23 protein-coding genes and 1 riboswitch are annotated in these 25,164 nt (G+C 58.0%); of the genes, 12 read left to right on the forward strand and 11 right to left on the reverse strand.

Annotated elements, in window-relative coordinates:
• Nucleotides 1-50: 50 nt before the first annotated feature.
• Nucleotides 51-410 carry a hypothetical protein gene (locus M2119_RS03120; protein ID WP_280803502.1) on the reverse strand — a complete coding sequence of 120 codons (360 nt, stop codon included), beginning with the start codon at nt 408-410 and terminating at the stop codon, nt 51-53.
• Between the two features lie 262 nt (nt 411-672).
• Between M2119_RS03120 and M2119_RS03125 the strand changes: the two genes are divergently transcribed.
• Nucleotides 673-2,328: an alpha/beta fold hydrolase gene (locus M2119_RS03125; RefSeq protein WP_280803503.1), complete on the forward strand. Its 1,656-nt coding sequence runs from the start codon at nt 673-675 to the stop codon at nt 2,326-2,328.
• 115 nt (nt 2,329-2,443) lie between these two features.
• Nucleotides 2,444-2,830 (forward strand): hypothetical protein, encoded by a 387-nt coding sequence (locus M2119_RS03130; protein ID WP_280803504.1) that lies wholly within the window; start codon nt 2,444-2,446, stop codon nt 2,828-2,830.
• A 282-nt stretch (nt 2,831-3,112) separates the two neighbouring features.
• On the opposite strand, the gene M2119_RS03135 is transcribed toward M2119_RS03130, so the two are convergent.
• The 3 genes from M2119_RS03135 to M2119_RS03145 all read right to left on the reverse strand — a co-directional run bounded on the left by M2119_RS03135 (nt 3,113) and on the right by M2119_RS03145 (nt 5,043).
• Nucleotides 3,113-3,385 carry a hypothetical protein gene (locus M2119_RS03135; protein WP_280803505.1) on the reverse strand — a complete coding sequence of 91 codons (273 nt, stop codon included), beginning with the start codon at nt 3,383-3,385 and terminating at the stop codon, nt 3,113-3,115.
• Between the two features lie 359 nt (nt 3,386-3,744).
• A complete protein-coding gene (locus tag M2119_RS03140) occupies nt 3,745-4,134 on the reverse strand; it encodes a hypothetical protein (RefSeq protein WP_280803506.1) in 390 nt (129 codons plus the stop codon).
• A 114-nt stretch (nt 4,135-4,248) separates the two neighbouring features.
• Nucleotides 4,249-5,043 carry a Bax inhibitor-1/YccA family protein gene (locus tag M2119_RS03145; protein ID WP_280803507.1) on the reverse strand — a complete coding sequence of 265 codons (795 nt, stop codon included), beginning with the start codon at nt 5,041-5,043 and terminating at the stop codon, nt 4,249-4,251.
• Between the two features lie 164 nt (nt 5,044-5,207).
• Between M2119_RS03145 and M2119_RS03150 the strand changes: the two genes are divergently transcribed.
• Nucleotides 5,208-6,206 (forward strand): glycerophosphodiester phosphodiesterase family protein, encoded by a 999-nt coding sequence (locus M2119_RS03150; RefSeq protein WP_280803508.1) that lies wholly within the window; start codon nt 5,208-5,210, stop codon nt 6,204-6,206.
• Nucleotides 6,207-6,218: 12 nt separating this feature from the next.
• The gene (locus M2119_RS03155; protein WP_280803509.1) at nt 6,219-8,546 is read left to right on the forward strand and encodes an ATP-dependent helicase; all 2,328 of its coding nucleotides are present in this window, start codon (nt 6,219-6,221) and stop codon (nt 8,544-8,546) included.
• Nucleotides 8,547-8,580: 34 nt separating this feature from the next.
• Here the strand turns inward: M2119_RS03155 and M2119_RS03160 are convergent, their stop codons facing one another.
• Entirely contained in the window at nt 8,581-9,303 is a 723-nt protein-coding gene (locus M2119_RS03160; protein ID WP_280803510.1) for a VIT1/CCC1 transporter family protein, read from the reverse strand.
• A 187-nt stretch (nt 9,304-9,490) separates the two neighbouring features.
• On the opposite strand from M2119_RS03160, the gene sucC reads away from it, so the two are divergent.
• The 7 genes from sucC (at nt 9,491) to ddaH (ending at nt 17,768) form a co-directional block, all read left to right on the forward strand.
• The gene (gene sucC / locus M2119_RS03165) at nt 9,491-10,654 is read left to right on the forward strand and encodes an ADP-forming succinate--CoA ligase subunit beta (RefSeq protein ID WP_280803511.1); all 1,164 of its coding nucleotides are present in this window, start codon (nt 9,491-9,493) and stop codon (nt 10,652-10,654) included.
• A gap of 28 nt (nt 10,655-10,682) precedes the next feature.
• Nucleotides 10,683-11,570 carry a succinate--CoA ligase subunit alpha gene (sucD, locus tag M2119_RS03170; protein ID WP_280803512.1) on the forward strand — a complete coding sequence of 296 codons (888 nt, stop codon included), beginning with the start codon at nt 10,683-10,685 and terminating at the stop codon, nt 11,568-11,570.
• A gap of 168 nt (nt 11,571-11,738) precedes the next feature.
• Nucleotides 11,739-13,064 (forward strand): hypothetical protein, encoded by a 1,326-nt coding sequence (locus M2119_RS03175; RefSeq protein ID WP_280803513.1) that lies wholly within the window; start codon nt 11,739-11,741, stop codon nt 13,062-13,064.
• A gap of 9 nt (nt 13,065-13,073) precedes the next feature.
• Nucleotides 13,074-14,345: a cell division protein PerM gene (locus tag M2119_RS03180; RefSeq protein ID WP_280803514.1), complete on the forward strand. Its 1,272-nt coding sequence runs from the start codon at nt 13,074-13,076 to the stop codon at nt 14,343-14,345.
• 23 nt (nt 14,346-14,368) lie between these two features.
• Nucleotides 14,369-14,959, forward strand: a complete 591-nt coding sequence (purN, locus tag M2119_RS03185; protein WP_280803515.1) for a phosphoribosylglycinamide formyltransferase — start codon at nt 14,369-14,371, stop codon at nt 14,957-14,959.
• Nucleotides 14,959-16,557, forward strand: coding sequence for a bifunctional phosphoribosylaminoimidazolecarboxamide formyltransferase/IMP cyclohydrolase (gene purH / locus M2119_RS03190; RefSeq protein WP_280803516.1), 1,599 nt, complete (start codon nt 14,959-14,961; stop codon nt 16,555-16,557). The genes purN and purH overlap by 1 nt, the downstream gene beginning before the upstream one ends.
• A gap of 14 nt (nt 16,558-16,571) precedes the next feature.
• Entirely contained in the window at nt 16,572-17,768 is a 1,197-nt protein-coding gene (ddaH, locus tag M2119_RS03195) for a dimethylargininase (protein ID WP_280803517.1), read from the forward strand.
• A 57-nt stretch (nt 17,769-17,825) separates the two neighbouring features.
• On the opposite strand, the gene M2119_RS03200 is transcribed toward ddaH, so the two are convergent.
• Nucleotides 17,826-18,278: a GNAT family N-acetyltransferase gene (locus M2119_RS03200; RefSeq protein ID WP_280803518.1), complete on the reverse strand. Its 453-nt coding sequence runs from the start codon at nt 18,276-18,278 to the stop codon at nt 17,826-17,828.
• A gap of 377 nt (nt 18,279-18,655) precedes the next feature.
• Between M2119_RS03200 and M2119_RS03205 the strand changes: the two genes are divergently transcribed.
• Nucleotides 18,656-20,545, forward strand: a complete 1,890-nt coding sequence (locus M2119_RS03205; RefSeq protein WP_280803519.1) for a heavy metal translocating P-type ATPase — start codon at nt 18,656-18,658, stop codon at nt 20,543-20,545.
• Here M2119_RS03205 and M2119_RS03210 read toward each other — a convergent pair.
• The 5 genes from M2119_RS03210 to purU form a co-directional block, all read right to left on the reverse strand.
• Nucleotides 20,454-21,215: an FAD:protein FMN transferase gene (locus M2119_RS03210; protein WP_280803520.1), complete on the reverse strand. Its 762-nt coding sequence runs from the start codon at nt 21,213-21,215 to the stop codon at nt 20,454-20,456. The genes M2119_RS03205 and M2119_RS03210 overlap by 92 nt on opposite strands.
• A gap of 2 nt (nt 21,216-21,217) precedes the next feature.
• Nucleotides 21,218-21,754, reverse strand: a complete 537-nt coding sequence (locus tag M2119_RS03215) for an FMN-binding protein (protein ID WP_280803521.1) — start codon at nt 21,752-21,754, stop codon at nt 21,218-21,220.
• Nucleotides 21,754-23,169 carry a ferredoxin reductase family protein gene (locus tag M2119_RS03220; protein ID WP_280803522.1) on the reverse strand — a complete coding sequence of 472 codons (1,416 nt, stop codon included), beginning with the start codon at nt 23,167-23,169 and terminating at the stop codon, nt 21,754-21,756. The genes M2119_RS03215 and M2119_RS03220 overlap by 1 nt, the downstream gene beginning before the upstream one ends.
• A 126-nt stretch (nt 23,170-23,295) precedes the next feature.
• Entirely contained in the window at nt 23,296-24,084 is a 789-nt protein-coding gene (locus M2119_RS03225; protein WP_280803523.1) for a dioxygenase family protein, read from the reverse strand.
• Between the two features lie 89 nt (nt 24,085-24,173).
• Nucleotides 24,174-25,028 carry a formyltetrahydrofolate deformylase gene (gene purU / locus M2119_RS03230; RefSeq protein WP_280803524.1) on the reverse strand — a complete coding sequence of 285 codons (855 nt, stop codon included), beginning with the start codon at nt 25,026-25,028 and terminating at the stop codon, nt 24,174-24,176.
• 33 nt (nt 25,029-25,061) lie between these two features.
• Nucleotides 25,062-25,146: riboswitch (ZMP/ZTP riboswitch) on the forward strand.
• Nucleotides 25,147-25,164 lie beyond the last annotated feature (18 nt).

Below are 25,164 nucleotides of genomic sequence, written 5' to 3' on the forward strand. Positions count from 1 at the left end.
CAACGCAAAAGTGGAGGGCCCCTCAGGGGGCCCTCCACTTGTTTGTAACGTTAGTTACCCAAAGAGCAATTGATATTCACTGAAATTTGCATGCCACCGTCTGCGCTAACTGATTCAGAGTTATCGACACAGTTTGGTTCAGCAGCGGGTGCTGGCGGCAGCGGTTCTGCAGCAGGAACTTCGACCACAGGTGCAGGTGCAGGTTCAGGCGCAGGTGGTTCTGGTGCAGGCTGCTCTGCAACGGGGGGCGCCTCAACTGCAGGTTGTTCTGTTGTGGTCACAAGCACGGGACCCTGAGTGTTTTTGGGCGACGCATTTTGTTCTAGCTGGCAACCGGTTAGTGCCAACAGGGTTATCAAGCCTGTAGTTATGGCAGCAACTGCCTTGAACTGTGTTTTGTTGTGTGTCATTGTGACATCCCCCATCGTTATTAGACTTTTAGTCTAATTCGAGAGGTGGGTCTCAAACTGTGAATGCCCTGAGTACATTTTCGTCAAACACTGTGATGCACAATCAATACATTCGGTGCACTGAGTATTCCCAGAAGTTTTGCTCTTTGATAACGAGCGCGATTCATTATTGGGTCCGCTTATTTCGTAGTGTCCGTCCCCACTGACAGACTGATGTTCTGACATAGTCAGCATGTTCGTTAGCCAGAGATTCGGGGGAGTCATGCGTCAAGGAATACAGGCTGTAGGTCTCAGCGTTGTAGGGGTTGTTGTTCTAGCAGGGTTATCAGGATGCACTGCTGCCCCCACCCTCGATTCCTACCTGTCCCAGGAGGTGAGCTGGTCTTCCTGTGATGCCGAGCTGCTCTCTCCTGCAGAGATGCAGGGTGAGGTGTTTACGGCTGCGTTGGATGCTGGGGAAGTGTCCTGTGCACATGTTCGCGTTCCTGCCACCTATGCCGGGGAGTCCACGGGGGCAGAGTTTGACCTGCAGCTCATGCGGGTAGGTTCTGCGGATGCCGACATGGGAACAGTGTTTATCAACCCCGGTGGCCCGGGAGGGTCGGGTGTGGAGCAGGTGCAGTATTCCGAATTCCCTGCAGAACTGTTGGACCACTATTCGTTTATTGGCTTTGATCCCCGGGGAGTCAACTTCTCTCCTTTCTCGGATGGACGAGAGATTCGCTGTGATGACGAAGCTGATCTGGTGACTTACTTCACCGGAGAAGTGTCCCCGTCGACGGTGGCGGAGTATGAAGAGAACGTTGTGATGAGCAATGAGGTCATCACCGCCTGTGAAGAAGCGAACCCTCTGTGGTGGACGCTGTCCACCGCCAATGTCGTGCAAGACCTCGAGGTGCTGCGCAGCGTGGTGACCGGGGATGCGCCGTTGAACTTCATCGGGTCTTCGTATGGCACCACCATTGCCGGTGCTTATGCCACCGAATTTCCTGAGCATGTGGGCAAGGTGGTGCTCGATTCCCCCACCACCGTGGACGATGATCTCATCGCCTCGGCGGCAGAAGATGCTGCCGGGAACGAAGCCAAGCTGCGGTTATATCTGCAGGGCTATGCCGACTATGCCGGGATCAGCTTTGACGAGGCGTTCGCTCGTCTGATGGAAATGAAGCAGCTCGCTGATGAGGATCAGCTCATTGGCTTTGCCGGTATCGAACCGAATCCCGAGTATGAAACAGCGATGGTGAGTTCGGAGGCACTGTTTCTCCACGGTATTCAGTCGTTGAACTACTATCCCGAAGCTGACGCCCTGGAGGCGTTCAACATCGCCATGGACAATCTGATCTCGGACCGCTGGAATGCAACCTTTGAGTGGATTGCCCTGGATATGGACGGCTATGACGCCGATGGTTTAGAGGGTGGCACCCTGGAAGACAAGACCATTATTCGCTCCAACGAGTATGAAATTATGTCCATTGTTAACGCGATGGACTATTCACCCGACGAGCTTTCGGCAGAAGATGAGGACCGGCTCGAAGCAGCCCTGGTAGAGGCAGCACCGCTGTGGAGTCAGCTCACGGAGGATGCGTCCGGGTTCGAGTATGACGGGGAGGAAGAATTCCTCGACTGGGCGAGCTTCGCCCGCGAGGATGATTCCATTCCTGATCCACCCACCACTCCCGTGCCACGCAGCAATACCTCGGGGAAGCAACTGCTCATTATTGGGTCGCTCTATGAATCCGTGACGCCCTATTCCTTTGCCCAAGACACCGCAGAACTATTTAAGTCACCGTTGATCACGGTGGAAACGGGTGTGCATGCACCTGCTGCGGGATACAACAACGCGTGTATCAACGACGTGCTCATTCGCTATTTCGTTTCGCAGGAGAACATTCAGAGTGTGACCTGTCCTGAGGAGTAATGCCGTTCACTTCGTGTGAAACAACCTGCCTTCACAGGCATTGAGCTCGCCGTATTCTCCACAGTGTGGGGTGCTCGTGGATTTGTGGTGCTCCTGCGTCTTTACTGTGGCGCGCATGGTGTTCGAATCCTTTGCGCATGTTCCGGTAACTGAAGAGCTCTTGCGGCACGTCTGGGAGGGGGAAGAAGATCTTTCCAAGGGTGGACACAGAAGTGGTTTAGGCCGTGAGGGTAAAACTGAATTTCCAGCACATTGGTTACGAATAGATATGGAGAAGGCAATCCGCACGATTCTTGAGAAACCACAGTTCGTGGGTCATTACGGAAATGTCGTCGTTCTTGGCAGCAAAGTCAGAGGAATTATTGTGCTGGTCAAACTCAAGATGAAAAAGAATGTCCTATTTGTAGAAACTGCTTTTCCTGACTCAGGACCTGGGGTTGTTCGAATAGAGAGAGGCGTCCCCAGGGAAATTCCACTCAACAATTACATCTTGGAGGCGTAAAATGCACCGTATGGACGAATGCACGCTTGTGGCACATGCACTGAGGGACTACCTGAGGCCCTTCATTGGGCCGGTCGAGATGCAGTTCATTGATATGTCGATGAACGCTGGTGAACCCTATTCAGCCATATCGACTTCCTTGGGGATTGCACAGCACTTCTCAGTGGCTATTCCACCCATTTTTATTCCAAGAATCCAACAACTACCTGGTTGGAACGAATCTGATCTTGACGTTCTATCCGAACAGTTCGCTAGTTTGCCCACGTGGTGGGAACTAGCTTCTTAGTCATGCTCTTCGTGGTTCCATTCGGCATCAGGGTTGAAGCCTGAGCCGTATTGGGTTTCGGGATAGCCGGTCATGGGAGAGTAACCGTGGGGGCCGTTGTAGTAGTCGCCGTTGTTCATGCCGTCAATGTCATCTGAGGTAGGCGGTGTCCTGGTTACGGTGGTCGGGGTACCCCGCAGTGCTTTGCCGATGGCAAAGATGAAGGCAAAGAAGCCCCAGATAATGAGTACGGCTGCCCCCAAGAGCAGTAGTCCGAAGAAGATGTCCATGTGTTGTTCCCTCCAGAATTCACTCTAGGTAGCACCACGGACAGGGGGAGGTTCATCCTGATGTCCGTGGGTGCTGGGAAGCTCACTGTCGTGACGGGGAATCGGTATCGGGGGGCTCTGCTGAAACCGCCGGGGAACCGTCACCAGTGAGGGGTGATCAATGATCATCCCTCACTGCAGAAAAGATTCTCCATCTTGAGAATCTGACAGATGAAGAGGTAACAGAGTTCACAACTGACTTCTCACACGTTCCCTGCTGGTTTCAATGAGCTTCTTAGCAGCTCATGGACGAGAACCTAAATCCCGGTGGCCAGCAGTGGTTCTCAGATATACAGATAACTACTCGTGGTTGCTCTTCGTTAGTTCAGCGCCACCAGCAACGTGCACACCGTACTCACGAGGAGAACAGGAACCCAGAGGTTCCGTTCTTTCTTACTGCGTGAGATCGAGTTCATGATCAGTCCCACCAGGGTGAAGGCAAACCATGCCCAGTTCACGACGGTGTTCCAGTCTGGGCTGAGGAGCGGTGTGAGAACTCCTGCTTGGGCCAAGTAGTGGCCTGCTTGGGCCAGCATGATCACGGCGGAGACGGCTGCGCCGATCCGCAGTGATCGGGGGAGCACGCCTGTGTTCTGACCACCCATGGTGTATTCGCCCCAGGGAGCGCCAGAAGCGATGGCTATCTGAAAGACAGTCACCCCGAGCGAGATCACGACCTGGAGCAGTGCGGCAACGGCAACAGCGTTCATGTTCACAGTTTAGGGAGCGGTGTTGTGGTTCTAGGTGGGCCTCAAGCTTCCCGACAAACGTCATGGCCCCCACCTGGTGGTAGAGGCCATGACGTGTTCAGTGGTGCTTCGTTGTTAGTTGCGGCTCAGTGCCAACATCTGAAGAATCTGCATGTAGAGCCAGATCACGGTGACCATGATGCTGAAGGCACCAGTCCAGGCGAACTTCGCAGGGGCCTTGTTGTTCACTCCACGCTGGATCATGTCGAAGTCAAGAACCAGGGAGTAGGCAGCTAGCAGAATCACGATGGGGCCAATGAGTAGACCCAGGGGAATTCCGAAGATCTCAACACTGTTGAGGCCGAACTGGCCGGTGGTGGCACCAAACATGGACATCACCAGGCTGACCAGGCTGAAGACCACGTAGGCCACGATGCCGATGAGGAAGATCTTGGTGGCACGAGCGGAAGCGCGGATCTTGCCGCTAGCAAACAGTGCCAGCGTGACACCGACGACCACGATGGTGGCAATCACGGCCTGGGCAACAATGCCACTCCACTGGGCATCGAAGATAAGGGAGATGGCACCGAGCAAGAAACCTTCGAGCAGTGCGTAAGCGAGGATCAGTGCGGGTACTGGCTCCTTCTTGAAAATGTTGACCATAGCCAGCACGAAGCCACCGATAGCGGCGAAGGTGACAATACCCATACCCAGGGAAGGGTTGGCGGTGGTGATGGTCCAGCCACCCACAGCACCCAGGATCAGCACGGCGAAGGAGATGAAGGACTTCGCAATAGTTGCTTCGTAGGTCAGTGCCTTTTCGGGTGCACGGTTCGCAGAAGGTGCATCGTAGAGAGCCTGGAGTTCTTCAGCGGTGGCGTTAGGCGAGAAGGCCTTGCTGCCGTTGAATGCGGGGTTCTTAACAGCCATGACGGTTGTTTATCCTTTCGGGAAGTTGAGCACCGTGAAGTGCTACCTCCACGATACCGAGTGGGGGTGGTGTGTTTCCCGAGTATTTGCTGTGTTTTTCCCTGTTCGTTCAGCGCGAAAACAACTCTTCACCATACGTGTGCACACCATGGCATCCTTGAAACATGGCCACTTCCCCCCTCGTGATCGCTCACCGCGGTGCTAGTGGCTATCACCCCGAACACACTCGCGCTGCCTATGACAGCGCGATCGCGATGGGTGCAGACGCCATTGAGCCAGACTTGGTTATCTCCAAAGATGGCGTGCTCATCATTCGTCACGAGAATGAGATCTCCGGCACGACCGATATTGCCGAGCGGCCAGAGTTTGCTGATCGCCGGACCACCAAGGTGGTTGACGGCGAGGAGCTCACGGGCTGGTTCACCGAAGACTTCACCTGGGCAGAGCTTGCCACGCTCACCTGCAAGGAACGTTTACCTCTCCTGCGTCCCGAGAATGCGAAACAGGATGGGCAGTTCGGAATTCTGCGCTTTGTGGATCTGCTCGACATAGCCGACCAGGCTGGACATGACTTCACATTGGTGGTGGAGATTAAACACCCCACGTATTTTGCCGGCTTGGGTTATAGCTTCGAGGGTCTGATTCTGCAGGACCTCTTTGTGGCCGGCTGGAAACAGAACGATCCCCGCCTCATTATGGAGAGCTTTGAAAAGAGCATCATTGTTCGGCTCAAGGAACTGGGCATTGGCGCCCAGCACTTTTACATCTTGGATCACAACCATGTCGCTTTCGACGAGCTGGTGTGGTCCCGCTCAGAAGGCGTTCCCCCGATTAGTAATGAGGATGAATTCTCCGATGCCGGCTTGGAAGCCTTCTCGGGACGTCTCGATGGCGTGGCTTTAGCCACCAGCATGATCTTTGACGGCAGCGCAGTAGAACTCGAGCACGGCCGTGCACTGGTGCAGAAGATGCACGACTTGGGGCTCAAAGTCTTTGTCTGGACGCTGCGGGCAGAAAATGAGTTCTTGCCCGTGCACTATAAAAATCTCGAACTGCCCGGGTCATATGGCAACTGGCAGGACTACTTCAGTCATGTGTGGGATCTGGGCATTGATGGTGTCTTCTCGGACCAGCCCGATCTGGCTGTCCGTATGCGCCCGTAGACTTGACGGGCTATGACTGAGCTTTCTTCTGCCGATCCGCTGCTGAATGGATTGAACCCCCAACAGCGCGAAGCTGTGGAGTATCGCGGCCCTGCTTTGCTCATCGTGGCGGGTGCTGGGTCGGGTAAAACAAGCGTGCTTACCCGCCGCATTGCTTCTCTCATTCGCGGCCGGGAAGCATGGCCGAGCCAGATTCTGGCCATTACCTTCACGAACAAAGCAGCCGCTGAAATGCGCGAACGTGCCGAGCAGATGCTCGGCGCAGCTACGGAAGGGATGTGGATCTCAACCTTCCACTCCAGCTGCGTACGCATTCTGCGCCGGGAAGCCGAGAACTTTGGGTTTACGAAAGCATTCACCATCTATGACTCGCACGATTCCCGCACGCTGATTAAGCGACTCATTAAAGAAACTGAAGCAGACACGTATGGGCTCTCTGTCTCGGGCGTCGCAGGGAAGATTTCCCGGCTCAAGAACGAGCTAACAGATGTAGACAGCTATTCGCGGAACGCCAATGTGAACGACCCCACCGAGGTGAAGTTCCTCGAGATCTTCCGCGGCTACACCCGCGCTCTGCAGGCAGCGAACGCCTTCGACTTTGATGACCTCATTGCGCAGACAGTGTTCTTGTTCCGGGCGTTCCCGCACGTGGCCGACCACTACCGCAAGCAGTTCCGCCACGTCATGGTGGACGAGTACCAGGACACCAACCACGCGCAGTATGCGCTGATTCACGAGCTCACCCGGGAATGTGCCGATGGCACTCCCGGTGGCTCGCTCACCGTGGTCGGTGACTCGGACCAGTCCATCTATGCCTTCCGTGGCGCTGATATTCGCAACATCTCCGAATTCGAGCGCGACTTTAAGGGCGCGCACGTGGTGATGCTCGAGCAGAACTACCGCTCTACTCAGACGATTCTGTCTGCGGCCAACTCGGTCATCTCGAACAACTTTGACCGCAAGGACAAGAAACTCTGGACTGATGTGGGAGACGGCGACCTCATTGTGGGCTTCACCGGCTACTCCGCCCACGATGAGGCCCAATTCGTCGTTGATGAAATCAGTGCCCTGCATGCCCAAGGCATGGGCTACAACGAGATGGCGGTGTTCTATCGCACCAACTCGCAGACTCGTGCGTTGGAAGAAATCTTTATTCGCTCGGCCCTGCCGTATCGCATTCTGGGTGGCACCAAGTTCTACGAACGCGCAGAAATCAAAGATGTTCTGGGGTATTTGGTCACCATTGCCAACCCGGCAGATTCATTGGCAGTGCGCCGTATTCTGAACACCCCCAAGCGGGGCATTGGGCCGGCCACCGAGACCGGCCTACAGAACTACGCGGACACTAACCAGATCACGCTGCGCGAAGCGTTGCGCTCAGCGGACTCTCTGGGGTTGGGGCCTAAGGTTTCCGGCGCGATCGCCAAGCTGTCAGGCCTCATTGATGAGGCCACGGCTCTGGCGGAGTCGGGCCCCGTGGCCGATGTGCTCACCAGAATTCTTGAAGAGACCGGCTATGTGGATCTGCTGCGCGCAACCCGTGACCCGCAAGACGAAGCCCGCGCCGAGAACGTGGAAGAACTTCTGGCGGTGACCAAGGAATTCGATAAGAACAACCCTGAGGGCACCCTCATTGACTTCCTCACCGAGGTCTCTCTTGTGGCGGCTGCCGATGAGCTCGACGATGCCAGTGGCACCGTCTCGCTCATGACCCTGCATACCGCCAAGGGTCTGGAATACAACGCCGTCTTTATTACCGGCGTCGAAGAAGAGCTCTTGCCCCACCGGATGTCTGCGGGGGAACCCGGTGGCCCGGCTGAGGAACGACGCCTTTTCTATGTGGGCATTACCCGTGCCCGCAAGCGCCTGTTTGTGTCTTTAGCCATGAGCCGTGCGCAGTTTGGGCAGACCAACGTGGCCATGCCGAGCCGCTACCTGCAAGAAATCCCCACCGAGCTGATCGAATGGCGCCAGTCACCGGGCATGGCTAATGGCCGTGATGGATACCAGTCCCGTGCCCTCAACGCCCGTGGCTCCCGCTATGACGGTGGCTTTGGCTCTGGTGAACTCGGCGGCTGGGGCAGCACCGAGGGCGGCTGGAACTCGCTCGAAGCATCGCCCAAGCCGAAAACCGAATGGGCCAACCGTGTGACCAACAAGATCCGCGACAACGGTGACCTGGAGCTCGTCGCCGGGGATCGTATTTCTCACGCTGACTTTGGTGAAGGAACAGTGAACCAAATCACTGGTGAAGGCGCCAAGCGCGTGGCCCACGTGAAGTTTGATTCCGCCGGCGCCAAGAAACTCCTGATCAAGATCGCTCCGATCGAGAAGCTCTAACACCTCACTTACGTGAGCTGGCTGGATCTCTGCCTCAGAGTGCTACCCCGCCGCCGATGAGCGTTCCGATCAGGTAGGTAATCCCGAGGGCTACTGCTCCACCAATGGTCACGCGCAGGATCGCACGAGGCATGGGTGCGCCACCGATGTAGGCGCCCACACCTCCGGTGAGGGCGAGGGCCACAAGGGTGGCCGCAATGGTGACACCAATCTTGTAGGGCTCAGGGGTCAGCAAAACAGCCAGTAGAGGCAGGATTGCACCAAGGAAGAAGGAGACTGCCGAGGAGATCGCTGCGTGGATGGGGTTGGTCAGGTCGTCCTGGTCAATGCCAAGCTCCACCTCGAGGTGAGTTTTGAGCGCATCCTTCTCGGTCATCTCCACAGCAACAAGGCGTGCCGTGGTGGGCTTGAGGCCTTTATCTATATAGAGCTCGACGAGTTCTTCGAGTTCTGCTTCCGGGAACATATCGAGTTCGCGCTGTTCCTTGTTGACCCAGGCCAGTTCGGAGTCACGCTGGCTGGAGACAGAAACATATTCCCCGAGTGCCATCGAGATGGCACCCGCGGTCAAACCGGCGATACCGGTCAACAGAATGGCGGCCGGGTCGCTGGTTGCCGCGGCCACACCCACGACCAGCGCCGCGATGGAGACAATGCCGTCATTGGCGCCGAGAACACCGGCACGAAGCCAGTTCAGTTTGGCGTTGGAGGCTGCATCATGGGGCTCAAAACCGTGTTCGAGTGTGGGTTCCGTCATGTCTCTAGCTAAACAGGTTATGAATTCCTCTGCTAGCGAGGTTTGCCTTACCTGTGCCGCGGTGACATCTGGTTTAAAACGCGCTAAAGTCGAACTGGTCAATTTATCTTGATATCAAGTTACTTTTAACTGTCGGGGAATTGACAACACCACTTATTTGAACGCTCAACGCGGATGAGGACATCACGTGGATCTTTACGAATACCAAGCCAGGGACCTATTCGAGAGCTACGGTGTTCCCGTGCTCGCTGGCATCATTGCAGACACTCCCGCTGAGGCTCGCGCCGCAGCAGAAAAGCTGGGCGGCGTTGTCGTCGTCAAGGCTCAGGTCAAGGTCGGCGGCCGCGGTAAGGCGGGCGGCGTCAAGGTCGCGAAGTCCCCTGAGGAAGCTGAAGAAGCAGCCAAGGCCATTCTGGGTCTGGACATCAAGGGCCACGTGGTCAAGCGCGTCATGGTTGCCGCGGGTGCCCGCATTGCCGAAGAGTTCTACTTCTCCGTGCTGCTGGACCGTGCCAACCGCTCCTACCTCTCGCTGACCTCCTACGAGGGCGGCATGGAGATCGAAATTCTCGCAGTAGAGCGCCCCGAGGCACTGGCTCGTATTGAAGTCAACCCCATCAAGGGCATCGACTTGGCTGAAGCCAAGCGCATCGCCGTGGAAGCCAAGTTCCCTGCCGAGCTCGTGGACAGGGTTGCTCCTGTCTTTGTGAAGCTCTACGAGGTTTACACCGGCGAAGACGCCACCCTGGTTGAGGTCAACCCCCTCGTGCTCACCGAAGAAGGCGACATCATCGCTCTCGACGGCAAGGTCTCGCTCGATGAGAACGCCGAATTCCGTCACGAGAACCACGCAGCCCTTGAAGACAAGGCTGCTGCTGACCCCCTCGAGGCCAAGGCCAAAGCTGCAGACCTCAACTACGTCAAGCTCGACGGTGAAGTCGGAATTATCGGTAACGGTGCAGGTCTCGTGATGAGCACCCTCGACGTTGTTGCTTACGCCGGCGAAAAGCACGGTGGCGTCAAGCCCGCGAACTTCCTCGACATCGGTGGTGGAGCTTCTGCTGCTGTCATGGCTGCTGGTCTCGACGTGATCCTCGGTGACCCTCAGGTCAAGAGCGTGTTCGTCAACGTCTTCGGCGGCATCACCGCCTGTGACGCGGTAGCCAACGGTATTGTCCAGGCGCTCGAGACTCTCGGGTCTGCCGCGAACAAGCCCCTCGTTGTTCGCCTCGACGGCAACAACGTCGACGAGGGTCGTCGTATCCTCGCCGAGGCAAACCACCCTCTCGTAACCATCGCAGACAGCATGGATGACGGCGCCGACAAGGCCGCCGCACTCGCCGCCCGCTAAGCCCCCACGACTACTCAAGGAAAAGACAATGTCAATCTTTCTGAACAAAGACTCCAAGGTCATCGTGCAGGGCATCACCGGTGGTGAGGGCTCCAAGCACACCGCTCGTATGCTCGCAGCTGGCACCCAGATCGTCGGTGGCGTGAACGCTCGCAAGGCCGGCACGACCGTCACCCACGGTGACGTCGAGCTTCCCGTGTTCGCCACCGTTGCGGAAGCAATGGCCGCAACCGGTGCTGATGTTTCGATCGCCTTCGTGCCCCCCGCATTCTCCAAGGATGCTGTCATCGAAGCAATCGACGCCGAGATTCCTCTGCTCGTGGTCATCACCGAAGGTATTCCTGTGCAGGACTCCGCTGAGTTCTGGGCATATGCCAAGGACAAGGGTGGCAAGACCCGCATCATTGGTCCTAACTGCCCCGGCATCATCACTCCTGGTGAAGCACTGGTCGGTATTACCCCTGCCAACATCACCGGCAAGGGCCCCATCGGTCTGGTGTCCAAGTCCGGTACCTTGACCTACCAAATGATGTTCGAGCTGCGCGACCTCGGCTTCTCGACCGCCATTGGTATTGGTGGAGACCCCATCATCGGCACCACGCACATCGATGCACTCGCTGCATTCGAGGCTGACCCCGAGACCAAGGCCATCGTCATGATCGGTGAAATCGGTGGTGACGCGGAAGAGCGTGCCGCAGACTTCATCAAGGCGAACGTGACCAAGCCTGTTGTGGGCTATGTCGCGGGCTTCACTGCTCCCGAGGGAAAGACCATGGGTCACGCCGGTGCGATCGTCTCCGGTTCTGCCGGAACAGCTCAGGCCAAGAAGGAAGCCCTCGAGGCTGCCGGCGTCAAGGTGGGCAAGACTCCTTCGGAGGCTGCTCGCTTGATGCGCGAAATCATGGCAAACCTGTAATACATAGTTCTCATCAGCTCAGGGCGTTCTCCATTCGGGGGACGCCCTGAATCGTTAACACAGCACACACTGTTCATGTGTTTTTCCCTCAGGGGTTTCTTCATGGGTTGGGCTCAGGTGCTGGTCAATGGCAGACTGGTCAGACCAAGATTTTCAAAGGGGAACACTGTGTCTACTGCTGTGAAGAAGAATGCTGGCCGCGCCTGGATCTCAGCCGTCCTGCTGATTGTGGCCATGGTGCTCACACCTGTCGCGATTGTTGCCCACTGGGCCACCAGCGAGGTGACCAACACCGAGCGCTTCGTCTCGACCCTTTCTCCGTTAGCTTCGAACCCTGAGGTTCAGCAAGTCATCATCGACGAGGTCACCGGCCTCATTACCGAACAGGTCGACATCCCGGAAATCACCGACTCCTTGTTCACCGGCCTGGGTAAGGCACTGAACCTGCCGGAGAAGGCCCAGAAGGCTCTTGATCTCCTGGTTTCCCCCGTGGCCAACGGTGTGGACTCTCTCATTACCAACGTGGTGACCACCGCAGTGGAGTCTGAAGCTTTCCAGAAGGCCTGGACCAAGACGTTGACCCTCACTCAGGAGCAGACCGTTGCATTGCTCTCCGGTGACCCTGACTCCATGCTGCAGCTGTCCAACGATGGAACCCTGTCGCTTCCTCTCAAGCCCCTCATCGTGGAAATCAAAGCCACCCTGGTCAAGCAGGGCGTGGGTTTCGCCAGCGCTATTCCTGAGGTGGACAAGTCCATCGTTCTGGGACAGATTCCTGAGCTCGCGCTGGCCCGCGTGATCTACCAGGTCGGTGTCGGTGTGGGTACCTGGTTACCCTGGATTGTTGCTGGTCTCTTTGCTGCTGGTATTGGTTTTGCGCGTAAGCGCCCCCGCGCCATTCTCGCGACCAGTGTTGTCTTTGCAGTTCTGATGGCCTTCTTGGCCTTCCTGTTTGGCAGTGGACGCATCGTGGCTACCACCGTAATCGATCCTGGCTACTCCGCAGCTGTCGGTGTTGTCTATGACGCTCTGGTCAGCTACGTGGTCAACGTGGTTGCTGCGCTGGGTCTCATCGCCATCTTCACCGCCATTGCTGCGTGGGCATTTAGCACCTCGGAAACCGCAGAGAAGTTCCGTGGATTTGCCAACAAGCAAATCAACACTGTGCGCAGCTTCGTGGACCCCGAGAACGCTCGTCTAGGCGCCGCAACACCTGTCCTGCACAAGTACCGCATTGTTGCCCGCGTGATCATCCTGGGTGGTGTGGCCCTGATCCTCACGGCCATCCAGCCGGCAACGATTGCTGCCGTGATTTGGCTGGGCATTCTTGCTCTCGTTCTGCTCTTTGTCTATGAAGTGTTGCAGCGTGCAACGCTTACGCCAGTGGTGGTTGCTCCTGCTGCACCTGCCACGAAGACCACTGCGGCAGCAAAGAAGCCTGCAACTGCGGCAAAGAAGCCTGTCGCGAAGAAGCCCGCCGCCAAAAAGTCATAGCATCAAGGGGTGAACCGCACCCTCATTGCACTGCTTGCTGCGCTGGAGTCCTTCCTCGCAGTGGCCATTGGGGTCGGTATTTCCCTTGTTCCGCTCAGCATTATGTGGGCGGCCCGGCTTGATCTTGATATTGGCTGGGATGTGTTCTGGCGTGCCTCGGCAGATATTTGGCTGGTCGGTCACGGCGTAGACCTCACCATCACTCTCGATCCTGCACTGGCCGCGGCCATCGCGTTGCCCGGGGCAGAACTTCCCTTCTTAGTTTCGATTGCACCCTTGAGTTTCGCTCTGATCACGATATTGATGGGGGTGCGTCTGGGGCGGAAGTCACTGGAGTCTGGCGCTCGCTTTGTGGGCCCCGTGGCCGCCATCAGTACCTTCGGCGGCCTGACGGTGCTCATCGCGATTTCTGCCCTGCAGGCTAGCGCGATGCCCACGATGTGGATGGCACTGTCCTTCCCCACGGCCTTCTTTGCTCTGGGTGTCTTTATTGGTGCCCGCGGTGAAGTCGGTCACTCCGGTGGCCGGGCGGAGCGCGTGCAGAAACGCGTGGTGGGCTGGGCAGGTAGCTTGCCCCAACAGGTTCGTATTGTCGGTGCGACTGCCCTGCGCGGCGGGGTGATTGTGGCCACCTCGGTGATCGCACTTTCTGCGGTGACCCTGGCCATCTTGGTCATTGGGAACTTCTCCACCATTCTGGGTCTCTATGAAGGCCTGCAGGGCGGTGGCGGTGGAAGCTTAATCTTGACCGCAGCCCAGCTCATGTTCATGCCGAACTTTGTCATCTGGGTGGCCTCGTGGTTTATTGGCACCGGGTTTGCACTTGGGTCAGGTTCCCTGGTCTCGCCCGTGGGCACAGACCTGGGCCTCCTGCCATCGCTGCCTGTCCTGGGCGCTTTGCCCACGGCAGATATGGCATTTGGCTTCTTAGGCCTGCTGGTCCCTATCGCCTCTGCTTTTGTGGCTGCCCTGCTCTTGCGGCCGAAGCTCGTGCATGCGCTGGGCACAGGACCGCAGCTGCGCTGGATCTTTGCCACCGTTGTCGGTATTGCACTCGTGGGTGGGTTCCTCATCGGTTTCATGAGCTGGGCCAGTGGGGGAGCAGCAGGACCTGGCCGTCTGATGGATGTCGGGCCGAACGCGCTGCGGACCGGCGGCATCGCGGCTATTGAATTCCTGATCGCTGCCAGTTTGGGCATGCTTGCCAGCTCGCGTTCAGACCACCGGGAACCCCGCGAGAAGACTGCCACCGCTTCAGACTCCGCGCAGAAAATCAGCTGAGTTCACCGCGGTAGAATTATTGAGTGCTCAAACTCGTCGTCCTGATCTCTGGATCAGGTTCTAATCTCCGTGCGCTCCTCGAGGCATGCAGTGACGAGGCCTACCCCGCGCAGATCATGGCCGTCGGTGCCGATAATAACGCCTCGGGTTTGGCACACGCTCGCGAGTTCGGCATCCCCAGCTTTATCGTTTCTCCCGCTGACTACGCCAACCGTGTGGCCTGGGGAGAAGCACTCATTGCGGAGATACAGACCTATTCTCCCGACATGGTGGTCTGCGCTGGTTTCATGCGTATTCTTCCTGCGAACGTGGTCACTGCGTTCTCTCCCAACCTGATCAACATGCACCCCGCACTGTTGCCGCTGTATCCGGGAGCGCACGCGGTGCGTGACGCTCTCGCGGATGGCGCAACAGTGACCGGAGCAACAGTCCACATTGTCGACGAGGGCGTCGACACTGGCCCCGTGATAGCTCACGTGGAGGTGGCCATCAACGCTGATGACACTGAAGCAACGCTGCACGAGCGCATCAAGATTGTCGAGCGTGAACTTATTGTTCACACCGTTCGCAATATCGCCCACGCCCACGTCAACCTTCAGGAGCTAGCACGCTGATGAGCGGCCCTTCACACGATCCCAGCCTGTACAACCACCGCGACCTCATTCCCGTGCGTCGCGCACTGATCTCGGTCAGTGACAAGACCGGACTGCTCGACCTCGCCGGCGCACTCAGCGCTGCTGGTGTCGAGCTCATCTCCACCGGTTCCACCGCACAGACCATCCGTGACGCCGGTCACGCCGTCAAGGACGTCAGTGAGATTACCGGATTCCCCGAGTCTCTCGACGGCCGTGTGAAGACCCTGCACCCGTCCGTGCACGCGGGTATTCTGGCCGACCTGCGTCTGCAGACACACGCTGACCAGCTCGACGAGCTTGGCATCAAGTCCTTCGACCTCGTTGTGGTCAACCTCTACCCCTTCCGTGAGACGGTGGCCTCCGGTGCTGCTGACTCTGACGTGATTGAGCAGATCGACATTGGCGGTCCGGCCATGGTTCGTGCGTCAGCAAAGAACCACGCCAACGTCGCTATCGTGGTCTCCCCTGCGCGCTATGGCGAGATCATGGAAGCAGTGGCCACCGGGGGAACGACCATTAACCAGCGTCGCTCGCTTGCCGCTGAAGCATTCGCTCACACCGCTGCCTATGACTCGGCTGTGTCATCCTGGTTCGTGCGCGACGAGAAGTTCCCCGAGACCTTCTCTGTCTCAGCTCAGCGCGGGTCTGTTCTGCGCTACGGCGAGAACTCGCACCAGGAAGCTGCGCTGTATCTCGAGCAGGGCGGTCACGGCATTGCCCAGTCCACTCTTCTCGGTGGCAAGGAAATGTCCTACAACAATTTCGTAGACGCAGATGCTGCGGTGCGTGCAGCTTATGACTTCATTAACCCTGCCGTCGCGATTATCAAGCACGCAAACCCCTGCGGTATTGCTGTGGGCCGCGACAAGGCAGTGGACCAGATTGCCTCTGCCCACCGCCTCGCTCACGAATGCGACCCCGTTTCTGCATTTGGTGGTGTGATTGCGGCCAACCGCCCCGTCACGCTCAAGATGGCCGAGCAGGTCAGCGAAGTATTCACCGAGGTTCTAGTTGCTCCAGACTTCGACGATGACGCCCTGACCTTGCTGCGCACCAAGAAGAACTTGCGTCTGCTGCGTCTGCCGGAGAACTTTGGCCGTGAAGCCACTGAACTGCGTCAGATCTCGGGCGGCTTCCTGCTCCAGGACGCTGACCTGTTCGATCCAGACGCAGAGGTCGGCGCATTGCGCAGTAGCTGGCAGCTCGTCTCTGGCGAACCAGCGGACAAGGAAACTCTGGTTGACCTTGAGTTCGCCTGGAAGGCGTGCCGTTCGGTGAAGTCCAACGCCATTCTTCTAGCTCACAACGGTGCGTCCGTGGGCGTGGGCATGGGCCAGGTCAACCGTGTTGACTCGTGCCACCTCGCGGTGAACCGCGCCGGTGACCGGGCTGCCGGTTCGGTTGCGGCATCCGATGCGTTCTTCCCCTTCGCAGATGGCCTGCAGGTTCTCCTCGCAGCGGGCGTCAAGGCTGTTGTTCAGCCGGGTGGCTCCGTGCGCGATGAGGAAGTTATTGCGGCAGCTCAGAAGGCTGGCGTCACCATGTATTTCACCGGCGAACGCCACTTCTTCCACTAAAGGATACAAACACTATGTTCACTACCCGTCGCCTCGTGGCAGCTATTTTGTCGGCACTGGCCGTCTCGGCCATTGCGCAAAATGCCACCATTCTGACTTTCTTCATTGGCCAGAACCCTGACCCGACAATTCTGTGGCAGGCCAGCTTCTTCTTTATCTATGCCAGCATCGTGCTGTTTATTCTGGTGTTCTTTGCCGGCATTCTCGGTTTCCTTGCTCGTCGCCGCTATGCCTGGGTTGCCGGTCTGGTTGCCTCGGTTCTGGCTGCGGTACTGGGTATGTTCATTCAGGCTGCGTTGCAGGGCGCATCAGGTCCTGACCTGGTCGCTGGTGTGATTGCGTCGCTTTTTGGCGTGAACCTCATCTTTATCGTTTTCGGCACCGTGGCGACCGTGACCGCAGGTTCCGGTATCTGGCGTTCACTGATCTCCCGGGACGAGCAGAACGTGGCCACCAAGGTGGCGCTGGTTCGTGCCCCTGCCTCCACGCTGGCTGACGGCCTCGTGACCCACATCAAGCGTAAGCAGGTGGACCTCGAGCTCGCAGACAAGCAGTGGGACGGCTATGTTTCTGCACTCAACGCTGCTGGCTGGCAGACCGTGGAGGTTGCTCCTCGCGATGACCTCGCTGACAGCGTCTTCGTCGAAGACACTGTTGTCATGCTCGGCAAGCTTGCTGTGATCACCAACCCTGGTGCCGACAGCCGCAAGCCTGAAGTTGAGGCGACCGAGGCTGCTCTGGTTGATCTGGGTGTGAGGGTGGACCGCATTGTCAGCCCCGGTGCTCTCGATGGCGGCGACGTGCTCAAGGTCGGTAAGACGGTCTATGTGGGCCGTGGTGGTCGCACCAACGGCGAAGGTATTCGCCAGCTGCGTGCGATCGCGGCAACTCAGGGCTACACCGTCGTTGCTGTTCCTGTGACCAAGGCTCTGCATCTCAAGACCGCGGTAACCGCGCTGCCTGATGGCACCGTCATCGGTTACCCACCCCTGGTGGATGACCAGGGCATCTTCGAGCGCTTCCTACCCGTTCCCGAGGCTCACGGCACCGCCGTGGTCGTGCTTTCTGCAGACACCGTGTTGATGTCTGCATCGGCACCCAAATCTGCAGAGCTCTTCCGTGAACTCGGCTACCGCGTCATTACCGTGGACATCTCCGAGTTTGAGAAGCTCGAGGGCTGTGTCACCTGCTTGTCGGTGCGTCTGCGCTAGAACACTCTGTCAACACAAAAGGACCCGGGAAACCGGGTCCTTTTGTGTTCTGCTTCGTTACAGAGAAAGCTCACCAATCGTCTCGCCAAAACGCGAGGTGCCAATGTCAACAAAGCCCAGTTTGTTGAAGAACTTTCCAGGCCCGTCATCCCCGCCCTCCCAGAGCACGGTGAGGGTGGTGAATCCACGAGACTTGGCTTCCTGGGCGAGGGCTTCGATGGCGAAGCGACCCACACCTTTGCCCTGGGCCGTGGCGGCCACGGTAATGCGCCAGATGCAGGAGCGGAACTCAGGCTGGTCAGAGGAGGGATCGAAGTGGCCACGAATAAAGCCCACAACGGTGTCGCCTTCCAGGACAACGCGAGGCCATTCGGTGGCGGGGTTGAAGTAGGACTCGGCGAGTGCGTAGGACGTCGGGGCGACAAACTGTTCTTGGCCGGGCTTGAGCGTGAGCGAGTTGGCCGCGACGATGGTTTTTGCTGACAGTTCTTCTAATACGTAGTTCCCCATGTCTTTAGAGTATTCCTCCTTGCTGAGAATCAACAGTTTCGGTGTGTAAAAGGCAGGTAAACATTTTCTGTCCGAAAAATCATGTAGATTCACCTCGACAAATACGTGATTTTGATATACCCTGGGGGGTATACGGATTACCGTAAACAATCACCTTCGGAGGTAACTATGTGCAGCCCAGCTAATTGTGGCTCATGCGGAAAAACCACGTGGACTGGTTGCGGCCAGCACATTGAAGAAGCACTGTGGGGCGTTCCCGAAAACGAGCGCTGCACCTGCAACTAGGTTTTTCGCAGTATCCCTGAAGAATGGGTCCCCACGTGGGGACCCATTCTTCGTTAACACCTGCCCTTCACCCGATGTGACAGAGTAGAACCGTGACAAGCCAGAAGCCCTTCGTTCTGCGATATCCCGTCTTCGCGTCGACGATTGTGCTGGCCATCGTGGGGGGAGTCCTGGCATTGTCGGGGCTGGAGGGTGCCGCCCGCTGGACCATCAGCATCTTTGCCCTCGCTGTGGCGGCCAAAGAATCCGTCAGGATGGTGCGCTCGATTATGAAGGGCAGCTGGGGCATTGATGTCCTGGCCGTCACGGCGATCATCGCCACCGTGTTGGTAGGTGAATACTGGGCCAGCGTCATCATCGTGTTGATGTTCACCGGCGGTGAAGCCCTCGAAGACTATGCCGAGAGCCGTGCCAAACGGGAACTTACCTCTCTGCTCAACAACAGCCCTCAGATTGCTCACCGCGAAGTTACTGCCGGAGCAACCACCGAAGACTGCCCCGTCACCGAACTGGCCCTTGAAGATGTCGTGGTGGTGAAGCCCGGTGAACTGATCCCCGTGGATGGCATCCTGCTCTCGGATGAAGCCACCCTCGACGAATCCTCGCTGACCGGTGAAAGTATTCCGGTTGAGCGCGTGCGGGGGGACCAGGTCATTAGTGGCTCGGTCAACGGTTCCGCTGCCTTCCGCATGAAAGTGACAGCCCGTGCCGAAGACAGCCAGTATCAGCGCATCGTGGCACTGGTCACCGAGGCCGCAGAGAGCAAGGCCCCCTTTGTCCGTTTGGCTGACCGTTATGCCGTGCCGTTCACGGCAGTGGCCTATGTGTTGGCGATCACCGCCTGGGTGATGAGTGGAAACCCCACACACTTTGCCGAAGTGCTCGTTGTGGCTACGCCGTGCCCTTTGATCATTGCGGCCCCGGTGGCGTTTATTGCTGGCATGAGCCGGGCTGCTCGTCACGGCATCATCGTGAAAAACGGGGGCACACTCGAGAAACTGGCTCGTATCAAGACTGTCGCGTTCGACAAGACGGGAACACTGACCCACGGTCAGCCGGTGCTCAGCTCTGTGGTGAGCGTGGGGGTTGTGGACGAGAACGAGCTGGTCCGCTTAGCCGCGATCGCGGAGCAATACTCAGCGCACACCCTCGCGCAGTCGATTGTGCAGGGGGCGCGGCTTCGATCCCTTACGGTCACGCCCTGTGAGGACGTGGTGGAAACCACGGCAGCAGGACTGACCGCGAACATCGAAGGCCACACCGTCGTCGTGGGCAAATACAGTTTCATTGCGCAGCAGGATCCTGCCGCGGTGAGAGTGGATATTGCTGCCGGGGAACTCGCTGTGTATGTCGCCATCGACGGCAAATTCGCCGGAGCTTTACTGCTCCGCGACGAATTGCGCGCCGATGCACCCGACACCTTGACATGGCTGTCTTTGCTGGGTATCACACACACCCTCATGCTCACCGGTGACGGGAAAGTCACCGCCGAGCATGTGGCGAAAAGCCTCGGTGTGACAAATGTGCAGGCCGAATGTCTGCCCCTGGACAAAGTCCGGGCAGTCGAGGCCGTCACGGACCGCCCCGTGATGATGGTGGGAGATGGCGTCAACGACGCCCCCGTGCTGGCCGCCGCTGATGTGGGTGTGGCGATGGGCGCCCGGGGCTCCACCGCTGCCAGTGAATCCGCGGATGTCGTGATCATGAAGGACGATCTGCACCGTGTAGCCCGGGCCATTGAGATCGGTCAGCAAACCATCCGCATTGCGCTGCAGAGCATCTGGATCGGGATCTCGCTGAGCCTGATCCTGATGATCCTGGCCACCTTCGGCCTGATTCCTGCCGTGGTGGGGGCAGGATTCCAAGAAGTCATTGATGTGGTGGCGATTCTTAACGCGCTACGAGCTCTTGGAACCTCGCGTTGGCTTGCAAGGCTCCATCTGGCGCAACGGTCAGTACAGCCACAGCAAAGTTCTGTGTGATCTGATCCAGGGTCGCCTGTCCGCCAGAGATGATGGCGGTGGCCAACACGTCTGCGGTGATGATGTCACCGGCCATGACGGTGGCTTGCACAAAGTCTGTGGTGGTTTCTGGTCGAGCCCAGATGTGTTCCCCGCGCTCGGAAGTGCCTGAGGTTGCCATGGCGGGAAATTCTGCGGTCACTCTCACCGCGGCGAGCATGACGGCCCGGTCAGCTGGATCCACGATGCCGGTTATCCAGCCCTGTTCTTCCGGGGATTGATCACCCGAGGTCGTGAGGTCACCGCCGACGTTGACGGAGAAGTTCTGGAACCCGGCCTGGGTCAGTATCTGCGCTGCAGAGTCGATGGCCACTGCCTTGATGGTTCCGTTGAGGTCTATGACGCCATCGGGACGGTGAGGAGTAAACGCCCCATCGGTCTTTTCGCGCCATTCCAGTGCACGCGCATATTCAGTGCGCATGTCATCGCTGGAGTTAGCCAGAGTCAGTTCCCCACGCGCAATCTGGGACAACTCAGAGTCATCCCGATAGAGGCTGAACTTCTCGTTGAGTCGACCGCATTCCTGCTCCACCGCAGTAACCGCTGCCTGGGCGTCGCGCTCGCTGAGAGCAGTATCCGCGATGCGGATACTGACCATGGTGCCCATGGTCTCGAACGCGTGCACGGACATGATTAGCCAGTGAAGCCAGCAGCGTCCAGAGCGGACTGCAGAGACTGCATGTAGGACTGGGAGGTGTAGGTCGCACCACTCACGTTGGCAATCTTGGCAGATTGTGCGGTGAGGGCTTCCTCGCGCAGAATGGGGTTTGCGCGGGAGCTAATCTGTTGAGATTTACGGTCGGCTGTTTGAGTTTGTAACACCACGACGTCAGTGAGCTTTCCTCCCGCAACAACAACTTGAACTTGTTGTGCTCCATAGCGGGTGTTGATCACGGCGCCGTCAAAGGTGCCATTTGTCACACCGCCGGTCGCAGCGGCAGGAGCGGCAGGAGCGTCAGCAGCGGGTGTGGTCAGCGGGTCAGTAGGGACGTTGCCCCATTCGTCTGCTCCGGTACCCGCTGTCCCTGACGCTGCCGTGGTGGTTGTTCCCGACGCGGCAGCCTGGCTCTGTGGCAGGGACGAGACGAGAGTTCCCACCCCGGCCTGCCAGCCGACGGCGATGATGGCTGCTGAACCGAGTCCAGCGAAGAAAGCAGTACCTGCGCGCATTAGAAATCAAACCTTTCTGCGTGGATCTGGTGTTCTTTGAGTCCGAGACGCTGTGCATCTCGAATGACGAGTTCGGTCCAGGGTGTGGGACCACAAATGTAGAGATCGGATTCTTTGATCTGGGGGGCCAGGCTCAGCAGGGTTTCACCCTTGCCGTAGGCCTCGGCAGAGAGCCACGTGTTAATGCCCCGAGGACGGTGACCGACCAGGACGCGCAGCGACGCTGCCTTCTCCACGCAGAGGTCGTAGGTCTCCTGCCAGAGGTAGACGTCCGTGTCATCGCTGCCGCGGAGGATCACGGTGGCCTCGTGAGGAGCCAAGTCGGAGCCTTCGAGCAGGGCACGAATGGGGGTGATCCCAATACCGGCACCAACAAAGACAGCCTTCGTCGTGGTGCGAGCCTCATCGGTGAACAGACCGTAGGGGCCTTCAAAGCTCACCCGGGTTCCGGGTGTGAGCTGAAGAAGCCGGGAGCTTCCTGCACCGAGATCACGCACGGTAATGCGCAGTGAACGACCATCGGGATGAGCAGACAAGGAGTAAGGGTGGGCATCCCACCACATCCGCGCGTTCCAGAAGCGCCAGTTGAAGAACTGGCCACCCTGTGCACGTAAGACTTCGAGGTTACGGCCGCGCATGGTGATGGAGACCACACCAGGTGCCTCGACGACGACCTCGCTCACGCGGAGGTCGTGACGCAACGAGCTCGCCACGGGGATGATGACGCGGTAGATCGTGATAGCAGCCAGTGCGCCGGCATAGAGGGCCATCCAGTATCCGCGAGCCCAGGTGCCTTCCGCAAACATGGAACCCTGAGTGAACTGGTGGGGAAGTGCCAGGAGAACAGCCGCATAGCTCAGCAGGTGCACCACATACCAAAACTCATAGGAGAGCTTCTTGCGGACGATAACCAGAGACGTCACCACAACCAAGATGAGCAGACCCATCGAGATAAATGCGATGGACATGTCTTGTTGGTTGACGATCATGTCGATGGCTTCAGCGAGGGGGTTGAGTCCCTGGGCAATGCCATACCCGATCATGAGCAGCAGCATGTGAGCCAGGATCAAATACAACACGGGCTTGCCTAGCTTGCGGTGCAGGGCAAGAGCCTTGTCGTGACCGAACGTGCGGTCAATGACGGGGATACGTGCTGCCAATACCAGCATGACCAGAAGCAGGTCAGAACCGACCAGGCCGGTCACGATTCCGAGCCCGGTGGTCACGTCCTTGATGTTCAGGAAGTAGGTGGCGCCCCCGTCTGCAAGGAACAGTGCCAGAACGATGGCGACGGAGAAGTAAACAATGGTTTCCAGCAGATCGCCCCGGCGCAGACGCGCCTTATAGCCGCGCTTGATCGCCACGGCGCGTGCAGGCGTGGCTGGAGAGCGGCGTTCGGTGCGTGATGAAGGCATAGGGGCGAGGGTGGTCTTGGAACAAACATGTCAGGTGACTCTGGAGGAACCCTATGGGGAACCTATGAATTACTTATGAATGTAATTCTACGGTTTGTAGAACTTGCTGGGGAGCGGAGTACAGAATTATGAGGTGAACTGCCACGACCGCTTGGACATGCCATACCAGAAGCCCTCAATCGCGCTGGTGTTCTCGAAACCAGAAGCGCTCGCCGCCCCCAGGGCAACATACAGAGGCGCCCAATGTTCAATCCGAGGGTGGGCTTCCTGCGCTGCAGGGGCCACCTCCCAGAAGTTCAGCAGAGCGTCGACGTCTTTGTTCTCCAGTGCTTCGGCAGCCCAGTGATCAAACTCGGCAGAGGCCTGAGGTGGAGCAGTGTTGGGGCCTAAGCCAGGGTTGAACCACCGCAGATTGTGGGTGGTGAAACCCGACCCCACGATAAGAGTTCCCGCATCTCGCAGAGGCGCCAGCTTCTGACCCATTTCGAACAGGTCAACGGGGTTCAAGCTGGGCAGTGATAGCTGCAGCACAGGAATATCTGCGTCTGGATACATCTCCGCCAGAGGCACATAGGCCCCGTGGTCGAGACCGCGGCCCAGATCTTGCTGGACGTCCTGGCCTAAGACGCCCAGAACATCCTGGGCAAGCTCGGTCGCCGGAGGAGTGTTGTATTCCACCTCGTAGTACTTGCTAGGGAAACCATAAAAGTCATAGACCAGGGGAGTATCGGCACGAGTGGAGCTCACCGTGGCGGGGGCTTCCTCCCAGTGAGCCGAGACCATGAGAATCTGCTGCGGCTTGTCCATGGTGGACGACCAACCTGCGAGCTCACTGGACCAGGTCGCATCATCGGCGAGCATGGGGGCACCGTGGCTCATAAAGAGCACGGGTTGGGTGCTAGATGATGCCGCCATGATGATCCCCATTCTCAGCGATACTGTGTCACCGCTGTTGAGAGAGTAAAGCGTGCAGCGGGCGGGATTATTCCCGCACCAGTGCTGACCTACTTGAAAATAATGGTGCGCTGACCATCGCGCAGCACGCGGTCTTCGGCAAACCACTTGACCGCTTGGGTCAGCGTGCGACTTTCTTCATCCTGGCCGATGGCGACAAGTTCTTCGGGTGAACGCGAGTGATCGACGCGGACCACGTTTTGCTCAATGATGGGGCCTTCATCCAGGTCGCTGGTGACAAAGTGTGCGGTGGCACCAATGAGTTTCACGCCGCGCGCGTGGGCCTGCTTGTAGGGGTTGGCGCCCTTGAAGCCGGGCAAGAAGCTGTGGTGAATGTTAATGATCTTGCCTTCGAGCTTGCGGCACAGTTCAGGTGAGAGCACCTGCATGTAGCGGGCGAGGACAACGAGTTCGATGTCGTGCTCTTCGACAACGTCCAGCAGACGCTGTTCAAAAGCTGCCTTTTGTGCGGGGGTGGTCACCGGCATGGATTCGAAGGCAACGCCGTAGAAGCCTGCCAGGCCACTGAGTTCATCGTGGTTGCTGAGCACCAGAGGGATGTCAACCGGAAGTTGGCCTGCACGCTGACGGAACAACATGTCATTGAGGCAGTGAGCTGCTTTGGTGGCGAGGACCAGGGTGCGCAAGGGGCGACCGACAACGTCTAGACGCCAGTCCATGTCGTACGCAGAGGTGACGGGCTGCAGAGCAAGCTCAAATTCTTCGCGGCTCGCAATGGTCTCCACCTGCAAGCGCATGAAGAAAGTTCCGGTGTCCTCACTGGAGAATTGCTGGCTCTCGGTGATGTTTCCGTTGGCTGCAACAATGGCGCCACTGACCGCGTGGACAATGCCGGGTTTATCGGCACAAACAAAGGTGAGTACCCAGTGCGTTGCAGAAGTCATGCTTCAAGATTATTGCCTCCAGCCTTGGTACACTTACAAGGTCGCAACTGGCGTTGAGATGGGTATCCATCAGGGAGCGATTAATGAGCGGATCTAGCCGAACGCCTGGGCTATGAACGACAAAACCTGTACCGGG

Origin of the sequence: Aurantimicrobium minutum, assembly GCF_029894165.1 — a bacterium.
Lineage (GTDB): Bacteria > Actinomycetota > Actinomycetes > Actinomycetales > Microbacteriaceae > Aurantimicrobium > Aurantimicrobium minutum_A.